Here is a 26768-nt window from a genome sequence, read left to right as displayed (position 1 = left end):
CTCTCCAAGAGTTATGGCTGCGGTTAAGGCATCATACTGTTGATTTGGTCTTGGGCTTGCTTAAGCGTTTGCTCGACATTCGCATCCGTGCTGACCGATTTAACGACAGCGTCGGTGAACGCGGTAACCATTTCCGTTGCGCTGTCGCCCGGCCAGATGGCAACCGGCTGAATACGGGACAATTGTTCAAGGTTGATTTTGTACAATGGGTTTTGCTCGACAAAATCCTTCAGGCCGTTCGGGTCGTCGGCAAGGCCGGTGCGGAGCGGCAGGTAGCCGATTTGGGACGTAATGATCGTGTAACCTCTATCGCCTGTGACAAACTTGATGAATTCCCATACCGCCGCGTTTTTCGTTGGCGTGTCCGGACGTACGGCAAGCACGCTGCCGGAGTTGACCGGAATGGACGGTTTATCGCCGAATTGCGGAAGCGCTCCGCCGTATACCTGCCAGCCGCCCGCTTCGGAAGCCTTCTTGATTCCGCTGTACAGGGAGGTGGAAGACACATACATGCCGAGGTTGCCTGCCATAAATTGCTCAGCCAGCTCGTTGTCCGTACCTTTCGCGGAAGCGCCGTTCATGTACAGGTCTTTCCACATCGAGATGGCGTCCACGCTTTCCTTGTTCGCAAACTCCGCCTTCGAACGGTCTTCCGACAAGACGCGGCCGCCGTTGCTCAAGATGACGCCTTCCGTTACCCAGCCGTTGGAAGGAGAGAGGCCAAAGCCGTCCTTGCCGGTTTTTTCTTTGATTTGCAGCGATGCTTTTTTAACGTCATCCCATGTTTTCGGCGGGTTAGCCGGATCGAGACCGGCTTCTTGGAACAGCTTGCCGTTAATGAATACGATTGGCGTACTGAACGTAAAAGCAAGGCCGTACATTTTGCCGTCGATCTTGCCCAGCTCCAGCGCGTTTGGCGAGATGCCCTTTAAATGCTCATCGAGCTCCGCCTTCGGAAATACATCCTCGTAAGCTTTGAATCCAAGGCCAAGGCGGGAGCTGTCGAGCAGGTTAAACGTATGCTGAACGACATCAACCTCTTTGCCGGCGGAAATGTCGACTTTGTACTGTTGGAAGGTGGCGTCCGGCACGCCTTCAACAATAACCCCTTTTTCCTTGCCGACGGTGTCGTTGAATTCTTTGATCAGCTGCTCCATGCCTGCCTTCATGGTCGGGTAAGCAAGGCTGTAGGAGTAGAAAGTAACCTTGGTAGGATTAGCCGGGTCCAGCTGGCCGAGCTCAGCCTCATTGGACGACTGGTTGTTAGCCGCCGCGTTGCCGGATGCGTGGTTTGCCCCCGTGCTTGCTCCGCAAGCACTGCTCAAGATAAGCGATCCTACCGTCATAAGGGCGATAGCTCCTTTTGCCAAACGTTTCATCGTCATGTTTCCCTCCGCTACAATTTTGGCCCGTGATCTATTCCAGGCAATAGTCTTGAATCTGTTGTCTAGCGACTTCGTCAATGCCGAATTCCTCCAGCAAATAACGGTCGAATGTCCCGTATTCAGCGATAATGCTGTCCATTGCCGCTCCCAGGTATATTTCCTGCAGCTTCATCGCTTCTTCGATTTCCTTCAACTCTTCGGTGCTGACGTATTTGGCTGCCATCTCGAACATTTGCCGATGGAATTTCTCCAGCGTGACATTGGACAGCAAATAATCCTCGAGCACCGTTTCGTAAGGCACGCCAAGCGTGAGCAGAATCAGCATGCTGCCAACGCCCGTTCGATCCCGGCCGCCGGCGCAATGCTGGACAAGCGGCAGGTTCGCTTCCGGCTGTTTGAGAAGCTCCATCAGCTTCTTGTAGGAAGCGTTCCGGATGGGAAGAGCGGCATACAGGTCGCCTAGCATGCTTTTCGAAAATTGCTTGTGAAGACCGCTCGCAAATACGTGCTCGAGATCAAGGCTTGGCGCATCCTCCGCCGCCGTATTGGCGGGAATCCGGATATTCACGGCTTGTCCGATCCGCGGATCGGGCTTTTGTTCCGCTTCGCCGCGGTTGCGGTAGTCGAATACGTGTTTCAGGTTCAAGCCCTCCAGCACGCGGTGATCCTCCGGCGTCAGTCCGATTAACTCCGCGGCGCGGAACAATAAGCCTTGCTTGACCGTACGGCCGTCGGTTGTGCGATAGCCGCCCATATCGCGGAAGTTGAAGGCTCCCTCCAAGGGGAGCAGGCCCGCGGGCATTACTTGATTGGTCATGGTGTATCTATACCTTCTTTCTATTCGTTATGAGCGGCGGCAGCTTCCATGGAGAAGCGGAAGAATTCTTCCTGCATGCCAGGCATGACGACGGTTTGTACCGTGATGCCTTCTTCGAAGACCGAGACAACGTTATAGCCGCAGAAATCGACCATTTTGAACTGATTGTCTTCAGCCGCTTCGCCGCCGAAAGCCGTTCCCGTTGCCGCTACGTGGCAAATTCCTTTGTAAGTGCCCACATTGTTGGTGTGAACGTGGCCGGCAACCACGCCGATAACGTCCTTGCCTTCCAGCACGGCGCCGAGCTGTTCGGGGTTAGCAAGCAGGTGGTCCGCAGGCATGCCGTTTATGTTCAGCAGCGGGTGGTGGAGGGCGACGATCGTGCCATGCTCAGCCGGCATGCGCAGCGTTTCCTCGAGCCATGCCAATTGCTCGGCATCGATCTCGCCGTGGTGCTGGCCTTTCACTTGGGAGTTCAAGCCGATCAGACGAACGCCTTTAATTGTATGGCTGTAGTGGTAAGGCTGCTCGGAGGGCTCCTCCCTCAGGAAGCCTTCGCGGAATGGAGCACGGTGGTCATGGTTGCCGAGTACGACGTATACCGGTACACCAAGCAGCGCGGAGCCTTCGTCAACTATCGTGCGGATGTATTCATAGTCCTGGGTATTGCCTTCATGCGACAAATCGCCGGTAATGACAACGAAAGCAGGGGAGATAGCGTTATCGTGGATATGGCCGAATACGCGTCTTACTTTTTCGGCCAGCTGGAGCTTCGAAAAGATATTGCTTGTATCAGGCGCATTCATGTGCGTGTCGGTCAGGTGAACGAATTTCAGCTTTTCCATAATAAGAACCCTCCTATTGTTATCCTTGATAGTATCTAGTGCTGATGCGGCTCGTAGTTCTCGATCTGGTCCACGCCGTCCAGATGGATAACCCGGTAGGATGGTACGCCGCTTTTCATCGTTACCCAGAGAATCAGATTCTCGTCCGAACGGCTGCCGCCATGCGTCAAGCCGCCGGTTCGGCCGAGCTGAATATATTGCTTGGACGCCTCTGGCTTGCTGGTATATTCAAGAGAGTGGAAGTGGCCGGCAAATACGGTGTGGGAGCGGCCTTCAAGCATGCGCTCAAGCTCCGCGAAATCCGCGTTATCCGATTTCCATCCCGGCTTATGCATCGTCACGAAAGTGTGCTTCACGTCTTGGTTGTTCTCCAATACTTCCAGGAAGAAGGCCAGCTGCTCTTCGCCGATGCCGATCTCGAGCTTGCTGAATACGGCCGCTTCTTCCGGGGTCATCGAAGCCATTCCGCTAAATAATTGCTCCAGCGGTGTGGTAGGGTTTTGTTTAAACCTTTCAGTTGCCTGCTTTATGGTGTCTAGGAAGATTTCCGGGAACTCGTGAGGCGGATTCTCGGTGTTTACAACTAAATACAGGACATCGTTCAGGCGGAAGGCATAATATTCAAAGCCTTTGCGCGCTCTCCATACTTCGGCCATCATCGGATTGCCGTAGTCATGGTTGCCGACAACCTGGAAGAAGGGAACGCCGGTAGCCGCGATCTTGGCATCAATCTCGTCCCACTCTTCATGGACGTTAGCCGGGTCGCGCCAATAGCCTTCGATCAAGTCGCCAACGGAGAGAATAAAGCTTGGCTTCAGATCCGTCAGCAGGTCGAGTGCTTTCTCGAATACGCCCGGCGTAGCGAGACCGCAGCGGTCACCTACAACCGCGAAGGAGAAATCTCCCGCCGGCAGCTGCGGAAGCTCGCCAAACCAAGGGCGTTTGTCTGTAGCAAAGCGTTTTTCGTCAAACCAGATCCCCGAATCGGATTTACCTAATTGAATGATTGTCATCTTTCTTGCCTCCTCGAATCTCTATCTTCGAAGTTTAGTATGCAAGTTGTATGTAAGTTGCGTGTAATCGTGGGATTGAATATTTGTAAAAGCAAAATAAAAACCGGAAGTCCTGAGGACTTCCGGTTTGGGGGTTGGCCGCTATTTATTTCATCAAGCCATGCAGAATGAAATGCTCGTGGGTATCCGAGTATTGCGAAGCAACGGCGGCTTTAGCCGCGGCGATATCGCCGTTCTTGATGGCTTCCAGAATACTGCGGTTCGTTTGAATGGAACGGCTTGGTTGATATTGCGGATATTTGATGCGATACGATACGGTGCTGAATACGTATCGGCCGCGGTATAGCTCCATAATTTGCAGCATGCTTTCGTTATGGATCGTCTTCAGGATGGTCTCGGTAAACTGCAAAGTACTGTTGTAGTAGCCGTAAAAATCCTTTTGCTCCAAGGCGGATTGCTGCTGCTCGAGTACTTGTTCCATCGCAGCGATATCGAACTTTAACTGCCGTTTGGCAGCCGTGTCGAGCACGAATAACTGCATGGAGACAAGAACCTCGTACATTTCGCTGAATTCATGGGCGGATACTTCCTTTACCATAACCCCCCGTCCCCGGTAGGAGCCTACAAGCCCTTCCCGCTCAAGCAAGGAAATAGCGGCGCGAACCGGCGTTCTGCTCATGCCAAGCTGCGCGGCAAGCTCATTCTCCGACAGCATGGAGCCCGGCATAAATTCAGCCCGCATAATCCGTTCCCGAATTTCACGGTAAGCGATTGATTCTAACGAAGTGGAAGACATAGCGTATTTTCCTTTATCTGTTTTTTAGACTAATAGTACCAAATAACCGGAAAACAATGCTATAGGCAAGCTGATATCAGCTAATGGTGTCGCCGTCCACTGTGACATCGATAAGGCGATAACCTTCGCTGCCGCTCTTGATAATCAAATCCCCTTTAATATGCAAATCCCGCAAAGTAATATCTGGAGCCGCTATCGTAACGTCTCCGTACACCGTCTCGACGGCGGATTCCAGGCCATAGGTACCCGGAGCCGAGTAAGTCCGGTTCACGCTGCCGGTTTTCAGCAGTCTATCGATCATGCTGACAGCGCTTGCGCGGGTGACCGGCTCGGCAGGCCGGAAGGTGTCGTCCGGGTAACCTTGCACAATTCCTTTTTCCGCTAAGTTCGCTACGGCTCCGCGGTTTGCTTCCTGAATCTGATCATTGTCCTTGAATGGGGTGTCCTGTTCTCTCGGAAGCTCGAGCTGAACAAGGGTTGCCAGCATAAGCGCCGCTTCCTCCCGGGTGATGATCTGCTCCGGTCTTATCCGGCCGTTACCTCCCTCGGGTATGTAGCCTGCTTGGACAGCTTTGCCTATATCGGTATAAAACCAGTCGGACGTCTTGACATCCTGATAGAAGAACGGGGCTGCGCCGCTCAATTCGAAAGCTCTGTTGATCATCGATACCATCTCAGCCCGGGTTACGGGCATATCCGGTTTAATTGTCCCGTCCGGATAGCCCTGCAGCCATCCGAGATCGAGCCATTCCTTTAAAGCCGGGGCGGCCCATGACTGATCCGCTTCTTCGTAAGCCGCTTGGGAGGCGGCATAGCCCGTTATTGCAAAGGTAAAGAGACAACCGATTAGCAGCGGCACAACGGCTTTCCATCGACTCATCAGCATCGCATCCCTTCAAAATGTAGTTCTCTACTAAAGTGTACGAGATTGTAAATGCAATAGCTGTCGAATGGAAGTGGAAGGCATAGGAAACAATAGGGGCACGACGAATGACAGATAAGGGTGAATCTGAAGTGGCTAATCCGTTTCGTGTATTTAAAAAGGACCTGGGTTATTTTCTGAAAAACAGGATGCTTATCATTACGTTTCTTGGCGTATCTATCGTGCCTATGCTGTATGGCGGGTTCCTGATCAAGGGGAACTGGGACCCTTACGGGAAGCTTCAGAATTTGCCGGTGGCCGTTGTCAATCTGGATAAAGGCGCGGAATATCAAGGAAAAGCGATGAATGTCGGCGAGGATTTCGTGAAGGAGCTGAAGGAAAACGAGACCTTCGACTGGCGGTTCGTCAGCGAGCAGGATGCCCGCGAGGGGATGGTCAGCAACCGGTATTACGCGACGATTACGATCCCGGACAATTTCTCCGAGAATGCGTCCTCCTTAACAAGCAATACGCCGCGGAAGGCGGATATTATCTTTGAATCGAACAGCTTTTATAACTTTATATCCGGGCAGATCAGCGAAAATGCGACAAAGGAGCTGCGAAACAAGCTGTCGCAAAATCTGACCGAGGCGTATTCGAGAAGCATGCTTTCTCAATTCTCGGAGCTCTCAAGCGGCCTTTCTAGGCTTGCGGCAGGGGGGTTTGATCTGCGTGACGGCGCGGTGCAGTTAAAAGACGGAGCGGGAACGCTCAGCAGCAAGCTGCAGGAGCTGTCCGGCGGCGCAGCCAAGCTTCACGATAGCATCGGCCAGCTCGCGAATGGGGCTTCGGAGCTGAATGCGGGGCTGGCGAAGCTGAGCAGCAGCGCGGGGACCCTATCTTCCGGAGCCTCGCAGCTGGGCGCGGCTTCAACGCAGCTGGAGCAGGGAGCCGGTAAGCTGGCGGATGGGTCGGGGCAGCTGAAGGACGGAATCCAGTCCGCCAAGAACGGAGCGGATGATCTGTATACAGGCCTGCAGCAGTCCGCAGCCGGCAGCAAGCAGCTGGAGACGGGGCTGACCGCATCGGCTGCCGCCAGCGATAAGTTGGCCGATGGCAGCGCCCAGTTAGCTGCGGGTCTCAAGCAGCTGGCGGACAGCAATGCCGACCTGGCTGCCGATCCGGCGGTGCAGAAGCTGCTGGCGGCAAGCCAGGCGGTAGCTGGCGGCGCGAAGGAGCTGAGCAAGGGCCAGCAGCAGCTGCTTGCGGGCAGCCGCACCTTAAACGCCGGGCAGCAGAAGCTGCTTGCCGGCAGCAAACAGCTTAGCGCCGGTCAGAGCAAGCTGCTGCAAAGCGCCACGCAGCTGGCGACGGCGCAAAATCAGCTGCGTGACGGCTTATCGCAAATGGCGGCCAAATTCCCGGCCTTTGTGTCGGGCAGCAAGCAGCTTGGACAAGGCGCGGCGCAGCTGGCGCAAGGGTCGGAGAAGCTGAAGTCCGGCATCGCGCAGTTCGCGGCCGGCGGCGCTTCGCTTGCAAGCGGAGCCTCGCAGCTGGCAGCCGGCGCGGGCCAGCTCACAACCGGAGCCGATAAGCTGGCAGCCGGCTCGCAGCAGCTGGCTGACAATCTGGCCAGCGCAGCCGAGAAAACAGCCAGCCTCAAGGCGGACGAGAAGACGATTCAGATGCTTGCCGAGCCGGTTACGATTGTGGCGAATGACGACCGCAAGGTGAGGCTGTACGCGAACGGGATCGCCCCGTATTTTCTGTCCATGGCCTTGTTTGCGGGTTCGCTAGTTTTTACGACGATGTTCTCGGCTAGGCGATCGGCGGATGAAGAAGCGGACGGGTTTCCTTTGTTCCTCAGCAAGCTGCTTACCTTCGGCGTGATGAGTCTTGCGCAATCCCTTATATTAAGCACGGTTATTCTATACGTGCTGGGATTAAAGGTACAGAATGTGCCGCTATTTTATCTGTTCACCGTATTAACCGGATTTACTTTTATGTTTGTTGTTCAAACCTTTGTGACCTGGCTCGACAATCCCGGCCGGTTCATTGTGCTGCTGCTCATGATCTTCCAGCTTGTCTCAAGCGCGGGCACCTTCCCGTATGAGCTGCTGCCTGGCTGGGCGCAGGCGATGAATCCTTGGCTGCCGATGACCTACAGCATCCGCGGTTACAGGGACGTGATCTCGAGCGGCGATTTCGCTCATATGTGGGCGCAGGCCGGGCGGCTTGCCTTTTACGTTGTGATCTTTGTCCTTCTGACGAGCCTATATTTCGCCTTGACGAAGAAGCAGCGGGACGAGCAGCAGATGCCGGTGAAGATATGAAAAAACAAGCTGCCGGACGCCGGGGCCCGGCAGTTTGATATGCCATGCTTCATTTTCGTTTATGCTTGCCGCTGATGGCCTATGACGCCATAAACGAATTGTCGTTGACACGTTGCGGGAAGAAGAGAGAAAATTTAATCCGGAAGCCGAGATCGGATCGGAGGCGGTGAACGAGTTCGACTGCGCGCCGGCAGGAACCTAAAGGTTTTTTTGGGGGAGGAGGGCTATTAAATACGCATAAAATCCATCTTATGGCAGGGCGGACTGCTTGGCTTTGTTATCTTAATTATTGTGGCCGGCATAAACCGAAAGCTGGTCCATTCTCTGTTTGAATCGCCCGGTAAAACGGATGATTTCGGGTACCGCGACTCGGCTTTTGTCGTCTATCGCGGACCTTTTCAGGATGCTCCTTGGCTTGCGGCCGTCTTCTGGAGCGCGGTTATAATAATCGCTTCTATTATAGCGCTTACAATTTTTAAATTGCTCTGGTTTGCCTTGCGGCAAAGGAGCATCGTTTCCAATAGGTAGTCTTATGCCGAATTTTGTGATAACATATTGACTTAAAGAGAACGTGAACGAGTACATACGCCCATTCCGTTCGGGCCGATAGATCTGCCGGTTGGAACCGCATAACAGCAGTTGAATTGGGTAAGATTGAAAGGTCTAGTCATTTATTTGAGGAGGATTTAAACAATGGCATTGGAATCAATGAAGGACATGCTGAACAAAGCTTTGCAAGGCGGTTATGCTGTTGGTCAATTCAACATCAATAACCTGGAATGGACGCAAGCGATCCTTGACGCTGCTCAAACAGAGCAATCCCCGGTAATCCTGGGCGTATCTGAAGGCGCAGCTCGTTATATGGGCGGCTTCAAAGTGGTAACAAACATCGTTAAAGCCCTGATCGAAGAAATGAAAATCACGGTTCCTGTTGCTATCCACCTGGACCATGGCTCCAGCGTTGAGAAATGTAAAGCTGCGATCGACGCTGGCTTCACTTCCGTTATGATCGACGCTTCGCACGATCCGTTCGAAGAGAACGTTCGCATCACTAGCGAAGTTGTTGCTTACGCTCACGAGCGCGGCATTTCCGTTGAAGCCGAGCTGGGTACAGTTGGCGGCCAAGAAGACGACGTAGTCGCTGAAGGCGTTATCTACGCTGACCCTAAAGAGTGCAAAGAGCTTGTTGAACGTACTGGCATCGACTGCCTGGCTCCAGCTCTTGGTTCCGTTCACGGCCCTTACAAAGGCGAGCCTAAACTGGGCTTTGCTGAAATGGAAGAAATCTGCCAAACAATCAAGCTTCCGCTTGTTTTGCATGGCGGTACGGGTATCCCTACAGAGCATATCCAAAAAGCGATTGCTCGTGGTACAGCAAAAATCAACGTGAACACAGAGAACCAAATCGCGTTCACTAAAGTTGCTCGCGAGATCTTGACTAAAGACTCCGACGTATACGATCCGCGTAAATTCTTGGCTCCAGGCCGCGAAGCGATCAAACAAACCGTTATCGGTAAAATCCGCGAGTTCGGTTCCTCGAACAAAGCGTAAGAATTGTATAAAAAGGCTGAACGGCTGCCTCTTGCGGCCGTTCAGCCTTTTTTTGTGGTTGAAAGTCGCTCTCGCTCCGCTATAATAGAGTCAAATCATAGGGCAGGGTGATCGAAGTGAACAGGACGGAAGCGGAAGGCAACAAGTCAATGAAAACGCATACGGTGAATACAGCCGTTATTCCCGCGACAAAGCTGGAAGAAGACAGCTACGACTGGTGGGAGCGGCATGAGCAGGTGCTGCGGATCAAGCATGAGATTAATCCTGAAATTGTTCTGATCGGGGATTCGATTACGCATTTCTGGGGAGGGCTTCCGGTCACCGCAAGCCAGCATGGAACGGGACAAGCCTGGGAGTCCGTGTTTGGAGGCCGCCGGGTTCTTAATCTTGGCTTTGGCTGGGACCGGACGCAAAACGTATTGTGGCGTTTGGACAACGGGCAGTTTGAGGGGCTCTCTCCGGAGTGGGTCGTTATCAATATCGGAACGAATAATACAAGCGATACCGAAAATGCCCGTTCCAGCACGGCGGAGGAGGTGCGCGACGGCGTACGCGAGGTTGTTGAGCGTGTTCGTCAGCATGCCCCTGCCGCAAAGATTATTCTGATGGCGGTATTCCCGCGCGAGGAGTCTCCGGAGGATCCGCGCCGCAAGCTGATCGGCAGGATGAATGAGCTGTATGCGGAGCTGGCAGCTGAGCTGGGATTGCTCTTCCTCGATATCGGGCCATCGATGCTAGCCGAAGACGGAACGCTGCCGCGCGAGATTGCTTTCGATACCTGCCACTTGACGGAGCAAGGCTATCAGCTGTGGGCGGATGCGCTGCGAAAGGTTATCGCGCCTGAGTCGAATTAAAGTGTAGAGCGGGCGCCGACCGACCGCCATCGTGACAAAAACGTCACCTGGAACGATCTTACTTCTATGGATGCCTCTCTCCGAACTGTCTATATTAAAGATAGAAAGAGGAGAGGGGCTTTGACATGGAGACGGTAATCCAGACGAAAAACTTATCAAAGAGCTACGGGGCTACTCCCGTATTGAAAAACATTGATCTGACGGTCCAGCCCGGCGAGCTTACGGCAATTATGGGGCCTTCGGGATCGGGCAAATCCACGCTGATGAACGTGCTTTCCACGATTGATCAGCTCACCGGCGGCGAGGTGTGGATTGAGGGGAAATCGCTGCTTGATATGAAGAAGAAGTCGCTTCGCCAATTCCGGCAGGAGCGGATGGGATTTATCTTTCAGGATTATAATTTGCTCGACATGCTGACGGTGAAGGAGAATATCCTGCTGCCCCTGTCGCTGCGGCAGTACAAGTCGGCGGACATGGAGGCGCGGCTTAAGCCGATCGTTGAAGCGCTCCACATTGAAGGTCTGCTCGAGAAATATCCGAACGAGATATCCGGCGGGCAAAAGCAGCGCGTAGCCTCGGCGCGGGCGATTATTACGGAGCCGGCGATCGTATTCGCCGATGAGCCGACGGGTGCGCTTGATTCGCGTTCGGCGACCCAGCTGCTCGAGCAGCTTGTATCGCTTAACGCGGCTTTTAACACGACCATCCTGATGGTTACGCATGACAGCTATGCGGCGAGCTACTGCAAGCGGGTTATTTTCCTAAGAGACGGGGCAGTCGTAAGCGAGATTTACGCGGGTGAGCAGAGCCAGAAGACTTTCTATGAACGTATTCTGGAGACGCAAAGCCTCCTAGGGGGCAAGCTGCGATGAGCCTGTTCGATCTAACGATCCGCAATGTCAAACGCAACTTCCGCCTGTATTCCATCTATCTGATGTCCATGATTATCGGCGTTATTATTCAATATACGTTCTCGTCGCTCATGTACAACGAAGACATTATCGACGCGCTGCAGAACCGGGAACTGTTCCAGACCGGGGTAGCGATTGCGTCCGTCGTCATCTTCCTGTTCATTATTTTCTTTATCCTGTACGCCAATTCGTTCTTCATGCGGCAGCGGAAAAAAGAGTTCGGCATGTATCTCCTGTACGGCTTGAACGAGCGGCAGCTTGTACGGATGGTTTTCTACGAGACGCTTGTAATGGGCGCTATCTCGCTAGTTATCGGTATTCTTCTCGGCGGGCTGCTGTCGAAGCTGTTCGGCATGCTGCTTATGAATCTGATGCAATACGATCAGGTCATCTCGCTGTCATTCCCGATTGGAGCCATGGCTATGGCGGCTGGGGCTATCCTTCTAATTGCGCTGATCGTCAGCGTGCAAAGCTACATTTTGGTTAACCGCGTGCAGCTGACGGAGCTGTTCCATGCCAAGCAAAAGGCCGAGAAGCCGGTTCGCGTATCGCCCGTGATGGCGGTTCTGGCCGTTCTGTTGATCGGCATCGCCTTGTTTCTGATCTGCAGCGGTCAATATTCGGCCGTCTGGCAGGATTACGGGGTCTTCAGCTTAATTGCTACGGCCATAGGCATCGTTGGAGGAACGTATCTTTTCTTCCGTCAGTTTGCCGGCTGGCTGCTGCAATTAATCAGCCGTGGGCGCAAGTACCATGAAGGCAATACCGTCCTGTGGACGTCCTCGCTCCGTTTTCAAATCCGAGGCAACACGCTGAATCTGACGTTTATCTCCTTGTTCAGCGCGGTTATTGTAATGCTGCTCTGTTTTGTAACGATCAACTACAAGGTGCAGTTCGAAGCGGTTGGCATGAACGTGCCGAATTCGATCGCGTACGAATCTCTTGATTCGGCAACCAATCAGAAGATTGATGAGATGATTAAGGGCTCCGACCATGACATCCACTATCATCTGAAGCCGGAAGCTTTGGTTGTGGAACCGGTGACGGAGCGCGGCATCGCATTCGATAACCCGGAGTATTATGTTCCAGGCCTATGGCTGATCTCCCAGAAGGACTATAATGAGCTAATCGGTCTGCGGGGCGATAAGCAAAAGGTAGAGCTGAAGGGAATGGAGGCCGTTGCCCTCTCCCAAGGCTCGGATTTCCCGAAGCGTTACTCCGCTGGAGAGATGCCTGACTTCAAGGTGAATGCCGATGGGGAGAAGACCTTTACGATCGTGGAGAAAAAGGACTATGCTTACCTCGGCTGGGCGACCGACCCGGTGCTGTCCATGGACAAGAAGCCTCCGGTGTTTGTCGTTTCGGATGAGGCTTACGGGCAGCTAAGCGGCATGACGGAGAAAAAAGGCTTCGAAATTTACGGGCTGTCGGACGCCAAAAACGCGGAGGAGTTATCCAAGCAAGTTAATGGCATGGTTATCGCCCAAAACAAAGAAGCTTACTACTCCTCGTTTGCGGATATCTATTCAAAGCAGATCGAGAGGTCATCCCTGCTGCTGTTTGCCGCCGGCTTCCTGGCTCTGATCGCTACCTTCGCGCTGGCGAGCGTCATCTACTTCAAGCAGCTGCGCGAAGCCACCGACGAGAGGCTGCAATATGCCATTCTGCGCAAAATGGGCATCCACAACCGCCAGTTCCGGAGCGTAATCCGCAAGCAGCTGCTGTTTGTTTTCCTGCCGCCAATCGTGCTTGGAATGTTGTACAGCTGGACGATTATCAAGTATTACATTTTGGATTCGGTAACGGATTTCCCGGAGCTGCCGGGCATCGTGTGGAGCATTATCGGCGTATTCTTCTTCATTTATCTGGTGTTCTACATCTCGTCTGCCAACCTGTATTACCGGATAATCAATCAGAATTCTTGATGGCATTATTCAAATGAGCTGATTCTACTGTATTCAATCCAATGTAGACTGGACTGCCGCACAAAAGCACCCCTTTATGCTGTGCGAAATCCAACGTAGCTCAGCGTCGCCCGCGTCGGGTAAAGGACTCCAAACACGAAAGGGCTGTCCCATCGTCAACTCATGACGTTTGGGACAGCCCTTTGTTATTTATAAAAATGGCTTAGAATTCTCCGGAATGAAACTCGCTCCCCCTCCTAAGGACGGCGAAGCCGTTTCACCTTATTCCCTCTAATCTTTCCGCTGAAGCGTATTCAAATAGGGATCATGATGCTTTGGAAAATGGATCGTGAACACCGAGCCGCTGCCCGGTGAAGACTCGCAGGTAATGTAATGCCCCAGCTTCCTCGACAGCTCCTGGGCCAGGTACAGCCCCATGCCCGTCGACTTGGCAAACACGCGGCCATTTAATCCCGTAAATCCCCGGTTAAAGATGCGAGGCATATCCATGGCATCAATGCCGATGCCGTTATCCCGTAGGATTAGCAGCTTCTCCTCCGGGGTGGAGGCGGTCTTCACGCTAATTTCTCCATGATCCCTTGTATATTGCAGGCTGTTGGTAATGATCTGGTTAATAATGAACAGCAGCCATTTGGAATCGCTTTGAACGACGGTGGGCGGGAGGTCAAGCTGAACGCGGATTCTTTTCGAAATAAACGACTTCGAATGGGCTTTGATGACATCCTTGACGAGCGGCTCCAGATCGCAGTTCACCATCTCATAGTCCTGATTGAAGCTGTCGAGCTTCGCATAATACAAGGCCTGATCGACATAATGCTCGATCCGCGAAAGCTCTTCGTTCAGGCTTTGCGGATCAACCTCGGTCTGCTGCATCAAGCGGAGTACGGATATGGGCGTCTTGATCTCGTGAAACCAGGAGATGATAAAGTCGTAATATTCCTTCTGTCTCGCCTGCACCTCATTCAAGGAACGGATATGGGCGATACCCGATTCCTCCAGCGTATCCCGGTAAGCCTCCGCCTCGAGCGACAAAGGCTCGGCATCCTCGCTTTGCATCCGGCGGATCGCCTGCAGGTTCCGCGTATAACGGTAGGCGGTAAAAGCGGCAAGCCAGAGCACAACCAGCGTCAGCGCGTAGAAGAAGGTCGGCCAATGCCAGGACGACTGCGGATCCGTGGCGAATACCGCAACCGTCAGCAGAAAAGCGATGCCGTATAATAGAAAATAAGGCCGTTCGTATTTCAGGAATCGCCAGAAGCTCATTCGATGATATACCCCATTCCTTTGCGGGTAACGATAAAGTCCTCCAGCCCCAGCACCGCGATTTTGCGGCGCAGCCGGTTGACGTTTACGGTCAAGGTATTATCATCGATAAATTGCTCGTCATTCCACAGCACCTGCATCAGATCATCGCGCGAGACGATCTTGCCGATGCTGCGCATCATCGTCTGCAGAATAATAAACTCATTGCGCGACAGCTCGGCTGTCTGTTCCCCGTACTGCACGGAGGAATTCGACAGATGGAAAACAAGCTGCCGGTGAGACATCTGCAGGTTGTCGTCCTGATACGTATAATTGCGGCGGAGCAGCGCGCTCACCTTTGCCACCAGCACCCCAAGGTCAAACGGCTTCTGCACGAAGTCGTCTCCGCCCATATTAATCGCCATAATGACATCCATATTCTGATTGCGGGACGAAATAAAAATAATCGGCACCTTCGAAACCATGCGGATTTGCTGGCACCAGTAAAACCCGTCAAACACGGGCAAATTGACGTCAAGCAGCACCAAATGCGGCTGCGCGGCCTCGAATTCGCCAAGCACGTTTTCGAAGGACGTCAGCTCGATTACTTCATACTGCCATTTGCGTAACGCGTCGGCGACAATCCGCCGAATCTTCTCGTCGTCTTCAATGATCATAATCCGAAACAACGGCTTTACCTCCTGCTCCAGGCGGGCTTGTATAAGGTAAATTATATCATTTTCAGATGGCGAAAGCCCCTCTATGCCGATATAGAGGGGTTTTCCGATATTATTTGGAAACGGTCGAAGCTTCCTTTCTGCCGCTGATGCGGGAGCGGGAGCTCAGAACAAGAATAAACGGAATCGCAACAACCGTAACTACGCAAGCGACGATAAACGTATCGTTCATGGCGAGGACGGAAGCGGTCTCCTGCAGGGAGGCTTTCACCGCGCCGCTTGAGCTAAGCTCGGTGAAATGCGTCTGCGTCCGGACCGAATAAACCGAGCTGAATATGCCGATCGCAAAGGAAGCAATGACCTGGCGAAGCCAGTTCGTAATCGCGGAAGCATGACCGGTAGATTCCTTCGGAATGGCGCTCATCGAGAGCGTCATGATATTCGGGGACGAGAAGCCTAGCCCGACATAACGACAGATCATCCAGCCGATGATAAACGCGTAGGACGTTGTCAGGGATAGACGGCTGAACGCCCATGTCGCGATGATGAGCAGAAAGGCGCCGCCTAGCAGCGGATATTCCGGACGAATTTTCCCGTGCAGCCGCCCCGACAGCAGAGAAGCTCCTATCATGAGTAAAGCGCCCGGCAGCATCATAAGCCCTACCGTCAAGGAAGAGGAGCCAAGGGCATTTTCCATATAGATCGGGAGCAAGAAGGCGCCCGCGTACAACCCGATGGTCAAAATGCAGTTCACGATAGTGCCAAAGGTGAAGGTTGTGTGCTTGAAAACCCGGAGATTAAGGAGAGGCGCTTTCGCCGTCAGCTCCCGCCAGACGAACAAGGCAATGCTGACTACGCCAAGCGTAATCCATAGGATTCCCCAGCCGGAAATCCAGCCTATTTTATTCCCTTGCGTGAAATACATCATTAGGGCCGTACTGCCCGTTACGGCAGTGAGCAATCCGGCTAGATCCAGGGAGCTGCCTTTGTTGGCCTGCTGCATGGGCAGGTAACGGGATGCCAGCACGATGGCTAATAGCGCAAGCGGGATATTCATGAAAAAGATCGCCTTCCAGCCGTAATACTCCGTCAGCAGGCCGCCAAGAGTTGGGCCAATGGCCGGCGCAAACATGCTGGCTACGCTCCATAGACTGACGCCAAGCGCTTGCTTTTCCGCCGGAACCGCCTGATAAACGATCGTTAACGTTGCCGGCAGAATCGCTCCGCAGAACAAACCCTGCAGGATCCGGAAGAAGACAAGGGAACCGATATTCCAGGAGCAGCCGCACAAGATCGAGCAAATCAGAAAGCCGACCAACGAGAACATGTAAAGCCGCTTATAGCTGATTTTATCCCCCAAGTAACCAACAATAGGGGCAATTGACCCCATAGCGAGCATAAAGCCGGTTGTTACCCACTGTGTATCGTTCAGGTCCGAATGAAGATCCTTCATCATGAAGGGCAGGGCAACCGTTACCGTTCCCGAATTCAAGATCGAAGAGAAGTTGCCGAAAAAGATCGCGAGTATAACGAACCAGAACCGGCTGCCATCTTGCTTCGCATTCATAAATGCCTCACACTCCACTTTTCTCCACATAAGAAAGTATAAGTTTTCGACCCGAAAACTTATTTATTGGCGATACAAACCACCTTTTAACGCCGTCGCTCATCTTCGAAGGACTTCGATAGAAGTTTTTCTCACATGAGGTCGATTATAATATAATGAATTCAGATCGGATACCATCTATTATTGATGGTCATATAAGCAACGCTAATGTAAAGGGCGGAGGTAAGTCCATGAATATCGAACAATTGGAATATGTGAAGGAAGTATTCGAGACGAATTCCATGTCGCTGGCCGCGCAAAATCTTCATGTGTCCCAATCCGCCATCAGCCAGTCCATTTCGCTCTTGGAGAAGGAAATCGGCATTCCGCTTTTCAAGCGTTCCCGAAGCGGTACCGTGCCAACCGAGGACGGAAGAACGATCATCAAGAAGGTGCTCGAAATTCTGGTGAAGGTCGACGAAATCAAGGATGAGGTGCAGGCGATTACTTCTGTTTATAAGGGCGAGCTAATCATCGCGACGATCCCGAGCCTAAGCATGACCTTTTTGCCTAAGGCGCTGGCGAGTTTCAAGAAGGATTATCCCCAAATCAAGGTGATGGTTGTCGAGTTGGAGAGCCGGATTGTGATCGACCGGATCATTCATGACAAGGCCCACTTGGGATTAATTTCTCTTAGCCAATACACAAGTGACGGACTGCCGGGACCGATTGCCTTTCACTCCTTTCAATATAAAGGAGAGCTTCAGGTCATCGTACCCAAGGATTCGTTACTGGCTTTGAACAAGGAGCTTATGCTGAAGGATTTGGCCAATTATGCGTTTATTATGTCGGCAAGCAGCTTTTGGGACGGGGTGACGGAGGATATTAAGCAGGTATGCGGCGGGATCAACGTTATTTTCACGACAACCAACCCCGAAGTCATAAAGCGCAGCGTTGCGGAGGGCCTTGGCATCAGTCTGATGTCCAGCCTTATGCTGAGGGACGATCCGTATGTGGAGAGCGGAAGGATCGTGGCGGTTCCGCTGGCCGGCTATCGCCTGGATGCGAGCGGCACGTTTGGCGGCATTTATTCGAAGAGAGGCAGCCAGCAGCGGCTGGCGCGGAAGTTTCTCGATTATATTGAAGTCTAAAAGAAAAGCGCCAGCCCGCTGCGGCTGACGCTTGTTTGATAGCAATAAATTTTTAGTAAGCCGTCCAGCCTGCATCGGCCGTTACTACGGTACCGTTCACAAAGCTTGCGTCATCGGAAGCCAGGAACAAGGCAACCTTGGCGATCTCTTCCGGCTCGCCCGCGCGAGGATTCACCTGAATGCCAACCATAGCGCGTTCCATGCCAAACGGATTAGGAGCATTGATCGAAGTGCCGATATTCGTATTTACGCCACCTGGAGCGATGGCATTGCAGCGGATGCCTTGCGTGGCGTATTGGAAGCCGACGTTTTTCGTCAGGCCAACTACGGCATGCTTCGAGGCTGTGTAGGCTGCGCCGGCGCGGGAACCAAACAAGCCTCCTGCGGATGCGATATTTACGATAACGCCTGCTTTTTTCTCGAGGAAAAGCGGAAGGACTTTGCGGATGGTCCGCATTGGGCCCGTCGTGTTGATAGCGAAGATCCGCTCCCATAGCTCGTCCGTCAAATCGGCGGCAGGAACAAAGTTGTCCATAATGCCGGCGTTGTTAACGAGAATATCGACCGTGCCGAATTTCTCTACCGCCGTATCGATCAGCTGTTGTACATCCTCTTCTTTCGCAACGTTGGCTGCCACGGCAACCGCCGTACCGCCTTTTGCTTCGATACCGTCAACGACGGTTTGAGCGGTGTCCGCGCGAAGGTCGGATACGACCACCTTTGCTCCTTCCGCTGCATACAGCTCGGCAATCGCCTTGCCCATACCCGAAGCGGCGCCCGTAATAACTGCAACTTTACCCGATAGTCTCATTGTTAATTCCTCCCGGTTTCAATTGGCTTGTATGCTTGTCCTTCCTGCGAAGGCTTAGAAAATGTTTTTCAACAGCTGTTGGTTATAAGTACAACTGTTTGTTTTTAGTATAATAAAGCTGTGGAGCAAGCCTCAATCAGTAAAACCTCGCGAAATGTGCGTTAACGAACAAACGGCCGCCGTTTGTTGAAAAAAACTTTTTGGAAAAAGGAAGGGATGGCATGCCGGATTATCATAAAACGGTCGACAGGAGAGTGATCCGCAGCAGGGAGGCGTTAAAGCAGGCATTGCTGACGCTTATGAAGCAAAAGGATTTCGATGACATCTCCATTACGGAGATTGTGGAGCTTGCCAATTATAACCGCGGGACCTTCTACTCCCATTACGACAGCAAGGAAGCCTTGCTGGACGATATCATTCATGGTCTGATCGGGGAGCTGCTGCAATCGTTCCGCGCACCTTACGAGAACGAGGAGTACTTCCGCATTCATGAGCTGCCGGCCCATTCGGTTAAAATTTTCGAGCATATTCAGCAGCATGCCGAGCTCTATACCCTGCTGCTGAAGAGCAACGCGCATTCCCATCTGAGAGAGAAAATGTTCACCGCCATTCAGCAGATTTCAAGGGATGAGCTGGAGCATCCGACACTGGAAGGGATTAATGCCGAGCTGCTGTCCGTTTATTCGAATCATGCGCTGCTCGGACTGATTTTCTACTGGATAGAAAATGGCCTGCCCTACTCTCCGGCTTACATGCAGGAGCAGCTCGTGAAGCTTATACAATGGCGGCCGTCCGTTGCAAGGACAAAGAAAAAACCAATTTGATAGGAAGAACCGGGAAAGCCGGTGCGGAAGAGAAAAGGTTATACTCATTTTATATAGAATTATGTCGAAGAGGCCTGGAGAGGCTGACGGATAAAAGGGAGAGTGGAAAGCGATGAAGCAAAACAAATACGATGATCCGGATTTTTTCGATAAATACGGCCAGATGGCCCGTTCGATCGGCGGTCTGGAGTCTGCGGGGGAATGGCATGTTCTGCGCGCAATGATTCCGGACCTGAAGGATAAGAGGGTATTGGATCTTGGCTGCGGATATGGCTGGCACTGCCGCTATGCGCGGGAGCAAGGCGCCCGTTCCGTTCTGGGAATCGATATTTCGGAGAAAATGATCGCGCGCGCCAAATCATTTAACGAGGATGCCGCGATCACCTACCGCCAGGCGGCTATCGAAGATATTTCTTTCGAGCCCGGAGAGTTTGATGTCGTCATCAGCTCGCTGGCGCTCCATTACGTCGAGGATTTCGCGGGAGCTTGCCGCAAGATTTACGACAGTCTGGCTCCGGGAGGAAGCTTTGTCCTGTCCATGGAGCATCCGGTCTTTACGGCCGTTGCCGCGCAGGACTGGCATTATGGTCCATCGGGAGAGCGGCTGCACTGGCCGGTCGACAACTACCAGGACGAAGGCTCGCGTACCGCCCGTTTTCTGGACACCGATGTTATCAAGTATCACCGCACCTTATCGACCATTATGAATGCGCTCATCCAGGCTGGATTCCGCATTGCAAAGGTTGCCGAACCTGGCCCCTCGCAAGAGGCTTTGGAGCAATATGCGGAGATGAAGGATGAGACGCGCCGTCCGATGTTCCTGCTGGTGACCGCACGCAAATAGAAATTTCGGGAACCGCCCACATTTGCCGTTATTTGTGTTACGATCAGTTGCAAGAGCTAATCTTTCATAACGGAGCGCATCTAGCATGGGAACACCTTATTCTGCTGTTTTGACTCTAATGGTTACAGCCGGTGTTATTAATATCATAATGGGAATTTACGTGTTTATGAACCGTTCCAAGCAGGCGATGGCCAGAACCTTTATTGCGATGTGCTTTCTTTCGGCCATCTATATATTTGGCTCCGCTTTAGAGCTGTCCGCCGGTACGCTTAAGGAAGTGAAGTTCTGGATTGCGGTAGAGTACTTGGGGATGCCGTTTATCCCGCCGGTCAGTCTGATGCTGATCATGTATTTCCTTGGAATGGAAAGGTTATTGAAATGGCAGCTGCGGTATTTGATGTACCTGATGCCTTTTATCACGCTGGTGCTTGTTATGACTAACGACCTTCATCATTTCTATTACCGCTCCGTTGAATTGCAAATTGCCGAAGGTATTCATAAAGTCGATTTAAACGCGGGGCCTTGGTATATCATTCAAGGCGGCTATACGTTTGGCTGCATGATTGGCGGGGTCGCCCTGCTGCTGATCTATTGGAACCGGATGCGGTCATCTTACCGCCTTCAGCATATGACGATGCTGGCGGGACTACTCCTGCCGATCGCCGGCGATTTCCTCTACCTCGGCAACCTGACGCCGGACGGCATTGATCCGATCCCCGTCATTATGGCCATTACGGCGGCTTTGTATATGTGGGGGCTCGTATCGAAGGGAATGCTTAATGTAGCGCCGGTCGCCAGGGATACGCTGTTCGAGAGCATGAACGACGCGGTACTGGTTCTGGACCGCAATAATCGGCTGGTCGACTTTAACCCCGCCGCCGCAGCTATTCTTCCGGAGCTTACAACTTCCGCGCTTGGGCAGGCGATTGAGCCGCTGCTTGCCTTGCACACGGATTTTTCGATGCTCGGCTTGGATACGGAAGCAGGCGAAGATATTCCCCGTACCTACGATGAGGTGAAGTGGACCGTCGGCGAGCAGTCCTACTATTATCAGATCCGCTCCTCCTTTATCCGGAAGAGAAGGGGCCCGGAGACGAGCAAGCTGATCGTTATGATTGACGTGACGGAGAGGGTGCGGCTTCAGGAGCAGCTTCGGGTGCTCGCTTATCATGACGGTCTGACGGGGATCTTTAACCGGCTTCACTTTATTCATCTAAGCGAGGCGCTCCTGCATCAATCCGCTGAGAAGGACGAGCCTCTTGCCCTGCTGTTGTTCGATATCGATCATTTCAAGCAGATTAACGATGCTTACGGCCATGACGTTGGAGATCGCGCCTTGCTGCATGTCGTCAACATCTGCCGGCAGCTGCTTCGTCCGGAGGATGTGTTTGGCCGGTACGGCGGCGAGGAGTTTGTGGTCGCAATGCCCGGTTTGTCCCGCGAGGAGGCGGAAGCCGCAGCGCAGCGGATCCGCGGCGAGATTGCCGCGCAGAGGATGGCGGCGGCTTCTTCCGAGCATCCCTTATCCGTGACGGCGAGCTTTGGGGTCGCCATGGCGGGAGCAGGCTGCAAGGAAGCGGGGGGAGGCATCAATCAGCTGCTGAAGGCAGCCGATAATGCCCTGTATGAAGCAAAAAACAGCGGACGCAATACGGTCCGGCTGGCAGATATAGAGACTGGCAAAAAAGCGCTTCTCCGATGAGGGAGAGGTGCTTTTTTCGTTAATCGGTGTCGGGAAGCCGGGTATATTACAGAAGTATTGTTTGAAATGCGGGCGAAAGGAGGATTTTGGTAGATGAAATCGTATTATAGCATGTAAAGGAATTAGAAAATGTTGTAAGCAGGCGAAGGGAGGTCCATGATTGTTTCGCGGCAGGAGCTTTGCGGTTTATTTCGGAATCATTCTATTGCTGTTATGCGCGGGCTGGCTTCTATTTCTGCGGAGAGATTCCTTTGCCGGGGAGGCGGTTAGCCATATTCTTCAAACCTTATCCGCCCTTTATGCGGCGGTCCTCCTGCTGAGAGCCTCAGGCAAAGAGGCGAAATATTGGCTTTATTACGGGCTGGGGCTCCTGTTTTATTTTGTTGCCCAGCTCATCTGGACCATTGTAACGCTCATGAGGGGCGCCGGGCCCGATTATCTGGGCATTCCGGAGCTGTTATGGAGACTTCAATATTTGTTCTTTCTTATTGCTCTCTACATGCAGTACCAGCATCGTCGTTCCAACCTGGCGTTCCGATTTGTACTCGATATTTTATTATACGGCACGATGGCTTCCACGCTTTATTGGAAGTTTCTGATTGAACCGGTCCTGTCCCATCATCATGTTAACCGGAATGTTGTCGGTTATTACATGTTTAACTCTTCCTTTAATGCCGTCATTGTATTCTTGTTGCTGTTCTTCAGCTGGTACGGCAAGAAGATCATTTCCAACCGGGCCAACATGTTTCTGCTGAGCGGCTTTTTGATCAAATTACTAGGCAACACGGCATTTGTCTATCTGTTATCCTACGCTGCCGCAGGCGAGCAATGGTCCTGGATTGCCGACTTCTGCTGGATTATCGGCATGATGTTTATCGGTTTTGCCGCTCTGCCGGATAAGGAGGCGCGGAGTTCTCCTCTCCGGCCGGGCAATGAGTCCAAGCAGACCTTTATGAGGCGATATGCGCTTATCATCTTTGTCTGCGCGGCGCTTATCGCCGTCATTTGCCGGCTTGGCGACTTTTCGATTATTAGCATAGGCGCGATTGTAACCGTTGTGCTGCTTGCCATCCGGCTGTCGGTCGGCATTTACGAGCTGGAATCGGCAGGGGCGGCTCTCATGCAGTCGCGGGTCAATTACGATAATTTCGTGGAGAGCTCGCTGCTTGGCGTATTTATTGAGCAAAACGGCCGGTTGGTCTACATGAATCCGCAAGGGGAGAGCATGTTTGGCTGCGAGCCGGGCCAGATGCTTGGCCAGCCGCTTGCAAGCTTCCTGCTGGAAGCAGACCGCGACCGCTTAAAGCAGGAATTTAACGAGATCTGCCGAATGAACCAGTCCTCCAGGCTTGCTGTTGCTGCAAGGAAGTCGAATCAAATGGATCTGTTCCTCGAAATGCAGGCGGCTCCCGCCTTCTTCAAAGGAAAACCGGCCATATCCGGACTGCTGCTGGATGTGACGGAGAGCAAGCTGTCGGAGCAGCATTTGATCCGGTCGGAGAAGCTGTCCGTTATCGGCCAACTGGCGGCAGGGGTTGCCCATGAGATCCGCAATCCGCTGACCGCGCTGAAAGGGTTCACCCAGCTGCTTCATCGGAGAACAACGGACCAGAACCGCCATTATTTCGATATGATGCTGACCGAGCTGGAGAGGATTAACTACATCGTAGGCGAATTTATGCTGCTCTCCAAGCCGCATCAGTGGCAGCAGATGAATAGCTGCGACATGGGTTCTCTGCTGGACGATATCATTCCGATTATGCAGTCTCAAGCGATCATTACGAATGTCAGCATATCCGCCGAGAAAAGCCCGGATCTGCCGCTTGTCCAATGCGATGCCAATCAGATCAAGCAGGTACTCGTGAACCTGATGAAAAACGCGATTGAAGCCATGCCTGACGGCGGGGAGCTTCATGTACATATGAGGAAGGATTATAAAGGTTATATGGTCATCGACATTATTGACCAGGGAGTTGGCATTCCCCAGCATGTCATTGACCGTTTAGGCGAGCCGTTCTATACAACCAAAGATACGGGAACCGGACTTGGGCTTACCGTATGCTTCAAAATCATTCAATCCCATGGCGGCACTCTATCGATTACGAGCGAGCCGAATATCGGAACGACGGCTACCGTCAGGCTGCCGGCCTAGCCTAACATGCAACAACCCTCTGGACTGCCGCAGTCCAGAGGGTTGTTGTTCTTGCTTAAATCCGAATGTCGAGATTATTGCCGGTCGTACCGTTAAGCGCCGGGTTGTTCCGGCTGGTGTTAACGCCAAGCTGGCTGCCGGCAGCCGCTTGCCGGTTTGCGTTTTGCTGTTGGCCGTCCGCTTGATTATCCGCCTGCGATTTCTTCTGGGCGATTTGCAGCTGAATTTGCTGAATCTGCTGCTGCAGCTGCTGGGTCTTGGTTTGCTTGGTCTTCTCGTCGTCCTTGCTCTGCGCAACTTCCTTTAACTGCTTCTCGAGACTTTCCAGCTGTTTCTCCAGCGAGCCGGTGTCCGAAGCGCTGCTCTGGGACGTATACGATGCGCTTGATTGCGAGATGGATGATGATGAAATATTCATCTCCGCTCACTCCTTCCGTGTAAGTCTTCGTCTACATGAAGGTTATCGGTTTCGAACATGAACGGAGGATGAACGCAGCCTGAAAGTTAGCTGAATACGTTAGGGATTCTTGGAATCCGTGCGGTAGCTGAGCAGCCCAAGCACCAAGGCAAGGCCAACCAGGATGGCGCCTACCCATGGCAGCGCTCCAAGGGAAAGATGGGTAATGACCCAGCCGCCGATAAAGGCGCCGGAGGCATTGCCGAGGTTGCCGGCCGAATGGCTGGACGTCGATGCCAGTGCCGGAGCGGACTGCGCCAGGCTCATAATCCGTACTTGAAGCCCCGGGAATACGGCAAAGGATGCCGCTCCCCACAGGAAGATCGTAATCACCGCAGCGATCTCGTTATGAACGGTGAAGGTGAAGACCGTCAGCACAACGGCAATAGTCAGATAGAGGCCAAGAATGGAGGGCATCAGCTTCCAGTCGGCCAGCTTGCCGCCCACAATATTGCCGACCGTTACGCCGATTCCGAACAGAATCAGAATCCAGGTCACGTTATGCTCCGCAAATCCGGTAATGTCCGTGAGGAGCGGCGTAATATACGTAAATACCGCAAACAGTCCGGCGTTGCCTAGTGCGGCGATCAGCAAATAAACGAGCAGCTTTGGTCTCGCAATCGCTGATAGCTGCTTAAGGACGCTGACCTGCTTGCTTAGCTTGAGCTTCGGAATAAAGATCATAATGCCGATTAGAGCAAGGACGCCCATGGCGGCGATTGCGCCAAAGGAAGCGCGCCAGCCCCAATTCTGGCCGATATAGGTGCCGATCGGGACGCCGATAATGTTGGCGATCGTGAGACCGGCCATCATAATCGAAACGGCGCCTGCCTGCTTATCCGCTCTTACGAGCTTAGAGGCAATAACCGCGCCAACTCCAAAGAAAGTACCGTGGGTCAGAGCCGTAATCATCCGCGCGATCATCAGAACGGCGTAATTGGGCGCTACAACCGACAGGCCGTTGCCGAGAATAAAGAGCAGCATAAGAATGCAAAGCAGCTTTTTCTGCGGAATCCGGCTCGTCAGAATCGTCATGATCGGAGCGCCGACAGCTACGCCAAGCGCGTACATCGTAATCAACTGGCCGGCCGCAGAGATGCTGACGTTCAGGTCGCTCGCGACATTCGGAAGAATGCCCATGATGACAAACTCGGTCATGCCGATTGCAAAGGCGCCAACGGTCAGTGACAGGACGGAGATCGGGAACGGCTCCTTCCCGGCTTGCCCTTTCAAGACTTGCTTGCTGTTTAATTGTTGCGAGACTTCCATAAGGTAAAGCCAACCTTTCTGATGAGCATGCATCTTGTTGAATAATAAACCCTATTATTTCGCTTCGCAGTCATATAAGCAAGAACATTTTTTGTAAAATTACTGGTAAGATAAGAAGTAAGGGCTTACATCTAAACGGGGCGGAGGATGGGGTTAAAAATGGGCAAAAAGGGGCTTTACCGCGACTATTTTTTGCATGCGGATATTATGATGATGACAGCGGTGCTGATGGGTTTGACGGCGTGGGCGGTGATCGCAACCCTGACCTGGTACAGCCCGGTATTCTTCGGTGTTGGCCTTATCGGATTTATGTTCAGCGAATATTTGACCCACCGGTTCTTCTTTCATCTGAAGGCGCCCAAAAACCCGCTATTCCTCCGGTTTCTGAAGCGTCTGCATTATGACCATCATACGGATCCGCATGATTTGAAGCTGCTGTTCCTGCCGGTCTGGTACAGCCTGCCCAACCTTGGCGCATTTGCGCTCCTCTTCTATCTGATCGCGGGCTCGCTTGAATTCACTCTTGCCTTCGCCGCCGGGCTTGTGGCGATGCTGCTCGTCTATGAGTGGAAGCATTATGTCGCGCACCGGCCGATCCAGCCCAAGACGAGATTCTGGAAATGGAATAAACGGATGCATCTGCTCCATCACTTCAAGAACGAGAACTATTGGTACGGCGTATCGACGCCGCTTGTGGATGCCATCTTCGGAACGTTAAAAGAAGAGAAGGACGTACCAACAAGCGCTACCGCCAAGAATCTGGAAAACCGCGGCCGGACGATATCGTCCTGACCGCATGAA

Annotated in this window: 23 protein-coding genes; 11 read left to right on the top strand and 12 right to left on the bottom strand. The window is 52.8% G+C overall.

Annotation, left to right across the window (positions count from 1 at the left end; genetic code table 11):
- Positions 1–23 precede the first annotated feature (23 nt).
- From WFK81_RS17100 to WFK81_RS17075, 6 genes are all read right to left on the bottom strand, one after another.
- Positions 24–1385: an ABC transporter substrate-binding protein gene (locus WFK81_RS17100; RefSeq protein WP_336787603.1), complete on the bottom strand. Its 1362-nt coding sequence runs from the start codon at positions 1383–1385 to the stop codon at positions 24–26.
- Positions 1386–1416: 31 nt separating this feature from the next.
- Positions 1417–2202, bottom strand: a complete 786-nt coding sequence (locus tag WFK81_RS17095) for a tyrosine-protein phosphatase (RefSeq protein WP_336787602.1) — start codon at positions 2200–2202, stop codon at positions 1417–1419.
- Positions 2203–2222: 20 nt separating this feature from the next.
- Positions 2223–3047 carry a metallophosphoesterase family protein gene (locus tag WFK81_RS17090; protein ID WP_336787601.1) on the bottom strand — a complete coding sequence of 275 codons (825 nt, stop codon included), beginning with the start codon at positions 3045–3047 and terminating at the stop codon, positions 2223–2225.
- Between the two features lie 35 nt (positions 3048–3082).
- On the bottom strand, positions 3083–4060 hold the full coding sequence (locus WFK81_RS17085; protein WP_336787600.1) for a metallophosphoesterase family protein: 978 nt from the start codon (positions 4058–4060) through the stop codon (positions 3083–3085).
- Positions 4061–4205: 145 nt separating this feature from the next.
- Positions 4206–4856 carry a GntR family transcriptional regulator gene (locus tag WFK81_RS17080; protein ID WP_336787599.1) on the bottom strand — a complete coding sequence of 217 codons (651 nt, stop codon included), beginning with the start codon at positions 4854–4856 and terminating at the stop codon, positions 4206–4208.
- A gap of 76 nt (positions 4857–4932) precedes the next feature.
- Positions 4933–5736 (bottom strand): S-layer homology domain-containing protein, encoded by an 804-nt coding sequence (locus WFK81_RS17075; protein ID WP_336787598.1) that lies wholly within the window; start codon positions 5734–5736, stop codon positions 4933–4935.
- A gap of 110 nt (positions 5737–5846) precedes the next feature.
- Between WFK81_RS17075 and WFK81_RS17070 the strand changes: the two genes are divergently transcribed.
- The 5 genes from WFK81_RS17070 (at position 5847) to WFK81_RS17050 (ending at position 13292) form a co-directional block, all read left to right on the top strand.
- Positions 5847–8051, top strand: coding sequence for a YhgE/Pip domain-containing protein (locus WFK81_RS17070; RefSeq protein ID WP_336787597.1), 2205 nt, complete (start codon positions 5847–5849; stop codon positions 8049–8051).
- 693 nt (positions 8052–8744) lie between these two features.
- On the top strand, positions 8745–9602 hold the full coding sequence (locus tag WFK81_RS17065; RefSeq protein ID WP_336787596.1) for a class II fructose-bisphosphate aldolase: 858 nt from the start codon (positions 8745–8747) through the stop codon (positions 9600–9602).
- A 116-nt stretch (positions 9603–9718) separates the two neighbouring features.
- On the top strand, positions 9719–10456 hold the full coding sequence (locus WFK81_RS17060; protein WP_336787595.1) for a GDSL-type esterase/lipase family protein: 738 nt from the start codon (positions 9719–9721) through the stop codon (positions 10454–10456).
- Positions 10457–10581: 125 nt separating this feature from the next.
- Entirely contained in the window at positions 10582–11328 is a 747-nt protein-coding gene (locus WFK81_RS17055; RefSeq protein ID WP_336787594.1) for an ABC transporter ATP-binding protein, read from the top strand.
- Positions 11325–13292 carry an FtsX-like permease family protein gene (locus tag WFK81_RS17050; protein WP_336787593.1) on the top strand — a complete coding sequence of 656 codons (1968 nt, stop codon included), beginning with the start codon at positions 11325–11327 and terminating at the stop codon, positions 13290–13292. The genes WFK81_RS17055 and WFK81_RS17050 overlap by 4 nt, the downstream gene beginning before the upstream one ends.
- A 270-nt stretch (positions 13293–13562) precedes the next feature.
- On the opposite strand, the gene WFK81_RS17045 is transcribed toward WFK81_RS17050, so the two are convergent.
- The 3 genes from WFK81_RS17045 to WFK81_RS17035 all read right to left on the bottom strand — a co-directional run bounded on the left by WFK81_RS17045 (position 13563) and on the right by WFK81_RS17035 (position 16778).
- Complete coding sequence (locus WFK81_RS17045) at positions 13563–14555, bottom strand: sensor histidine kinase (protein WP_336787592.1); 993 nt, start codon at positions 14553–14555, stop codon at positions 13563–13565.
- Positions 14552–15223 (bottom strand): response regulator transcription factor, encoded by a 672-nt coding sequence (locus WFK81_RS17040; protein ID WP_336787591.1) that lies wholly within the window; start codon positions 15221–15223, stop codon positions 14552–14554. Before WFK81_RS17040 ends, WFK81_RS17045 begins: the two co-directional genes overlap by 4 nt.
- A gap of 100 nt (positions 15224–15323) precedes the next feature.
- Entirely contained in the window at positions 15324–16778 is a 1455-nt protein-coding gene (locus tag WFK81_RS17035; protein ID WP_336787590.1) for an MDR family MFS transporter, read from the bottom strand.
- A 230-nt stretch (positions 16779–17008) separates the two neighbouring features.
- Here WFK81_RS17035 and WFK81_RS17030 point away from each other — a divergent pair, with 230 nt between their 5' ends.
- A complete protein-coding gene (locus WFK81_RS17030) occupies positions 17009–17908 on the top strand; it encodes a LysR family transcriptional regulator (protein WP_336787589.1) in 900 nt (299 codons plus the stop codon).
- 52 nt (positions 17909–17960) lie between these two features.
- Here the strand turns inward: WFK81_RS17030 and WFK81_RS17025 are convergent, their stop codons facing one another.
- Entirely contained in the window at positions 17961–18719 is a 759-nt protein-coding gene (locus tag WFK81_RS17025) for an SDR family oxidoreductase (protein ID WP_336787588.1), read from the bottom strand.
- Positions 18720–18940: 221 nt separating this feature from the next.
- Between WFK81_RS17025 and WFK81_RS17020 the strand changes: the two genes are divergently transcribed.
- The 4 genes from WFK81_RS17020 (at position 18941) to WFK81_RS17005 (ending at position 24241) form a co-directional block, all read left to right on the top strand.
- The gene (locus WFK81_RS17020) at positions 18941–19543 is read left to right on the top strand and encodes a TetR/AcrR family transcriptional regulator (protein ID WP_336787587.1); all 603 of its coding nucleotides are present in this window, start codon (positions 18941–18943) and stop codon (positions 19541–19543) included.
- A 112-nt stretch (positions 19544–19655) separates the two neighbouring features.
- Complete coding sequence (locus WFK81_RS17015; RefSeq protein WP_336787586.1) at positions 19656–20387, top strand: class I SAM-dependent methyltransferase; 732 nt, start codon at positions 19656–19658, stop codon at positions 20385–20387.
- Positions 20388–20472: 85 nt separating this feature from the next.
- Positions 20473–22089: a histidine kinase N-terminal 7TM domain-containing diguanylate cyclase gene (locus WFK81_RS17010; RefSeq protein WP_336787585.1), complete on the top strand. Its 1617-nt coding sequence runs from the start codon at positions 20473–20475 to the stop codon at positions 22087–22089.
- A gap of 160 nt (positions 22090–22249) precedes the next feature.
- A complete protein-coding gene (locus WFK81_RS17005) occupies positions 22250–24241 on the top strand; it encodes an ATP-binding protein (RefSeq protein ID WP_336787584.1) in 1992 nt (663 codons plus the stop codon).
- A gap of 55 nt (positions 24242–24296) precedes the next feature.
- On the opposite strand, the gene WFK81_RS17000 is transcribed toward WFK81_RS17005, so the two are convergent.
- Both WFK81_RS17000 and WFK81_RS16995 read right to left on the bottom strand, forming a co-directional pair.
- Entirely contained in the window at positions 24297–24659 is a 363-nt protein-coding gene (locus WFK81_RS17000; protein WP_336787583.1) for a FlxA-like family protein, read from the bottom strand.
- A gap of 99 nt (positions 24660–24758) precedes the next feature.
- Positions 24759–25967, bottom strand: a complete 1209-nt coding sequence (locus tag WFK81_RS16995) for an MFS transporter (RefSeq protein WP_336787582.1) — start codon at positions 25965–25967, stop codon at positions 24759–24761.
- 147 nt (positions 25968–26114) lie between these two features.
- Between WFK81_RS16995 and WFK81_RS16990 the strand changes: the two genes are divergently transcribed.
- On the top strand, positions 26115–26759 hold the full coding sequence (locus tag WFK81_RS16990; RefSeq protein ID WP_336787581.1) for a sterol desaturase family protein: 645 nt from the start codon (positions 26115–26117) through the stop codon (positions 26757–26759).
- Positions 26760–26768: the final 9 nt, after the last annotated feature.

Source organism: Paenibacillus sp. MMO-177 (assembly GCF_037147795.1).
In the GTDB taxonomy this organism is placed as follows: Bacteria; Bacillota; Bacilli; order Paenibacillales; family Paenibacillaceae; genus Pristimantibacillus.
Note: the sequence above shows the minus strand (reverse complement) of the source record. Positions and strands in the feature narration are given on the sequence as shown.

What these genes read in the sequence shown, in the direction of transcription:
- WFK81_RS17100 (WP_336787603.1), bottom strand. Translation starts at nt 1,385, where the DNA reads ATGACGATGAAACGTTTGGCAAAAGGAGCTATCGCCCTTATGACGGTA.
- WFK81_RS17095 (WP_336787602.1), bottom strand. Translation starts at nt 2,202, where the DNA reads ATGACCAATCAAGTAATGCCCGCGGGCCTGCTCCCCTTGGAGGGAGCC.
- WFK81_RS17090 (WP_336787601.1), bottom strand. Translation starts at nt 3,047, where the DNA reads ATGGAAAAGCTGAAATTCGTTCACCTGACCGACACGCACATGAATGCG.
- WFK81_RS17085 (WP_336787600.1), bottom strand. Translation starts at nt 4,060, where the DNA reads ATGACAATCATTCAATTAGGTAAATCCGATTCGGGGATCTGGTTTGAC.
- WFK81_RS17080 (WP_336787599.1), bottom strand. Translation starts at nt 4,856, where the DNA reads ATGTCTTCCACTTCGTTAGAATCAATCGCTTACCGTGAAATTCGGGAA.
- WFK81_RS17075 (WP_336787598.1), bottom strand. Translation starts at nt 5,736, where the DNA reads ATGAGTCGATGGAAAGCCGTTGTGCCGCTGCTAATCGGTTGTCTCTTT.
- WFK81_RS17070 (WP_336787597.1), top strand. Translation starts at nt 5,847, where the DNA reads ATGACAGATAAGGGTGAATCTGAAGTGGCTAATCCGTTTCGTGTATTT.
- WFK81_RS17065 (WP_336787596.1), top strand. Translation starts at nt 8,745, where the DNA reads ATGGCATTGGAATCAATGAAGGACATGCTGAACAAAGCTTTGCAAGGC.
- WFK81_RS17055 (WP_336787594.1), top strand. Translation starts at nt 10,582, where the DNA reads ATGGAGACGGTAATCCAGACGAAAAACTTATCAAAGAGCTACGGGGCT.
- WFK81_RS17050 (WP_336787593.1), top strand. Translation starts at nt 11,325, where the DNA reads ATGAGCCTGTTCGATCTAACGATCCGCAATGTCAAACGCAACTTCCGC.
- WFK81_RS17045 (WP_336787592.1), bottom strand. Translation starts at nt 14,555, where the DNA reads ATGAGCTTCTGGCGATTCCTGAAATACGAACGGCCTTATTTTCTATTA.
- WFK81_RS17035 (WP_336787590.1), bottom strand. Translation starts at nt 16,778, where the DNA reads ATGAATGCGAAGCAAGATGGCAGCCGGTTCTGGTTCGTTATACTCGCG.
- WFK81_RS17030 (WP_336787589.1), top strand. Translation starts at nt 17,009, where the DNA reads ATGAATATCGAACAATTGGAATATGTGAAGGAAGTATTCGAGACGAAT.
- WFK81_RS17025 (WP_336787588.1), bottom strand. Translation starts at nt 18,719, where the DNA reads ATGAGACTATCGGGTAAAGTTGCAGTTATTACGGGCGCCGCTTCGGGT.
- WFK81_RS17020 (WP_336787587.1), top strand. Translation starts at nt 18,941, where the DNA reads ATGCCGGATTATCATAAAACGGTCGACAGGAGAGTGATCCGCAGCAGG.
- WFK81_RS17015 (WP_336787586.1), top strand. Translation starts at nt 19,656, where the DNA reads ATGAAGCAAAACAAATACGATGATCCGGATTTTTTCGATAAATACGGC.
- WFK81_RS17010 (WP_336787585.1), top strand. Translation starts at nt 20,473, where the DNA reads ATGGGAACACCTTATTCTGCTGTTTTGACTCTAATGGTTACAGCCGGT.
- WFK81_RS17000 (WP_336787583.1), bottom strand. Translation starts at nt 24,659, where the DNA reads ATGAATATTTCATCATCATCCATCTCGCAATCAAGCGCATCGTATACG.
- WFK81_RS16995 (WP_336787582.1), bottom strand. Translation starts at nt 25,967, where the DNA reads ATGGAAGTCTCGCAACAATTAAACAGCAAGCAAGTCTTGAAAGGGCAA.
- WFK81_RS16990 (WP_336787581.1), top strand. Translation starts at nt 26,115, where the DNA reads ATGGGGTTAAAAATGGGCAAAAAGGGGCTTTACCGCGACTATTTTTTG.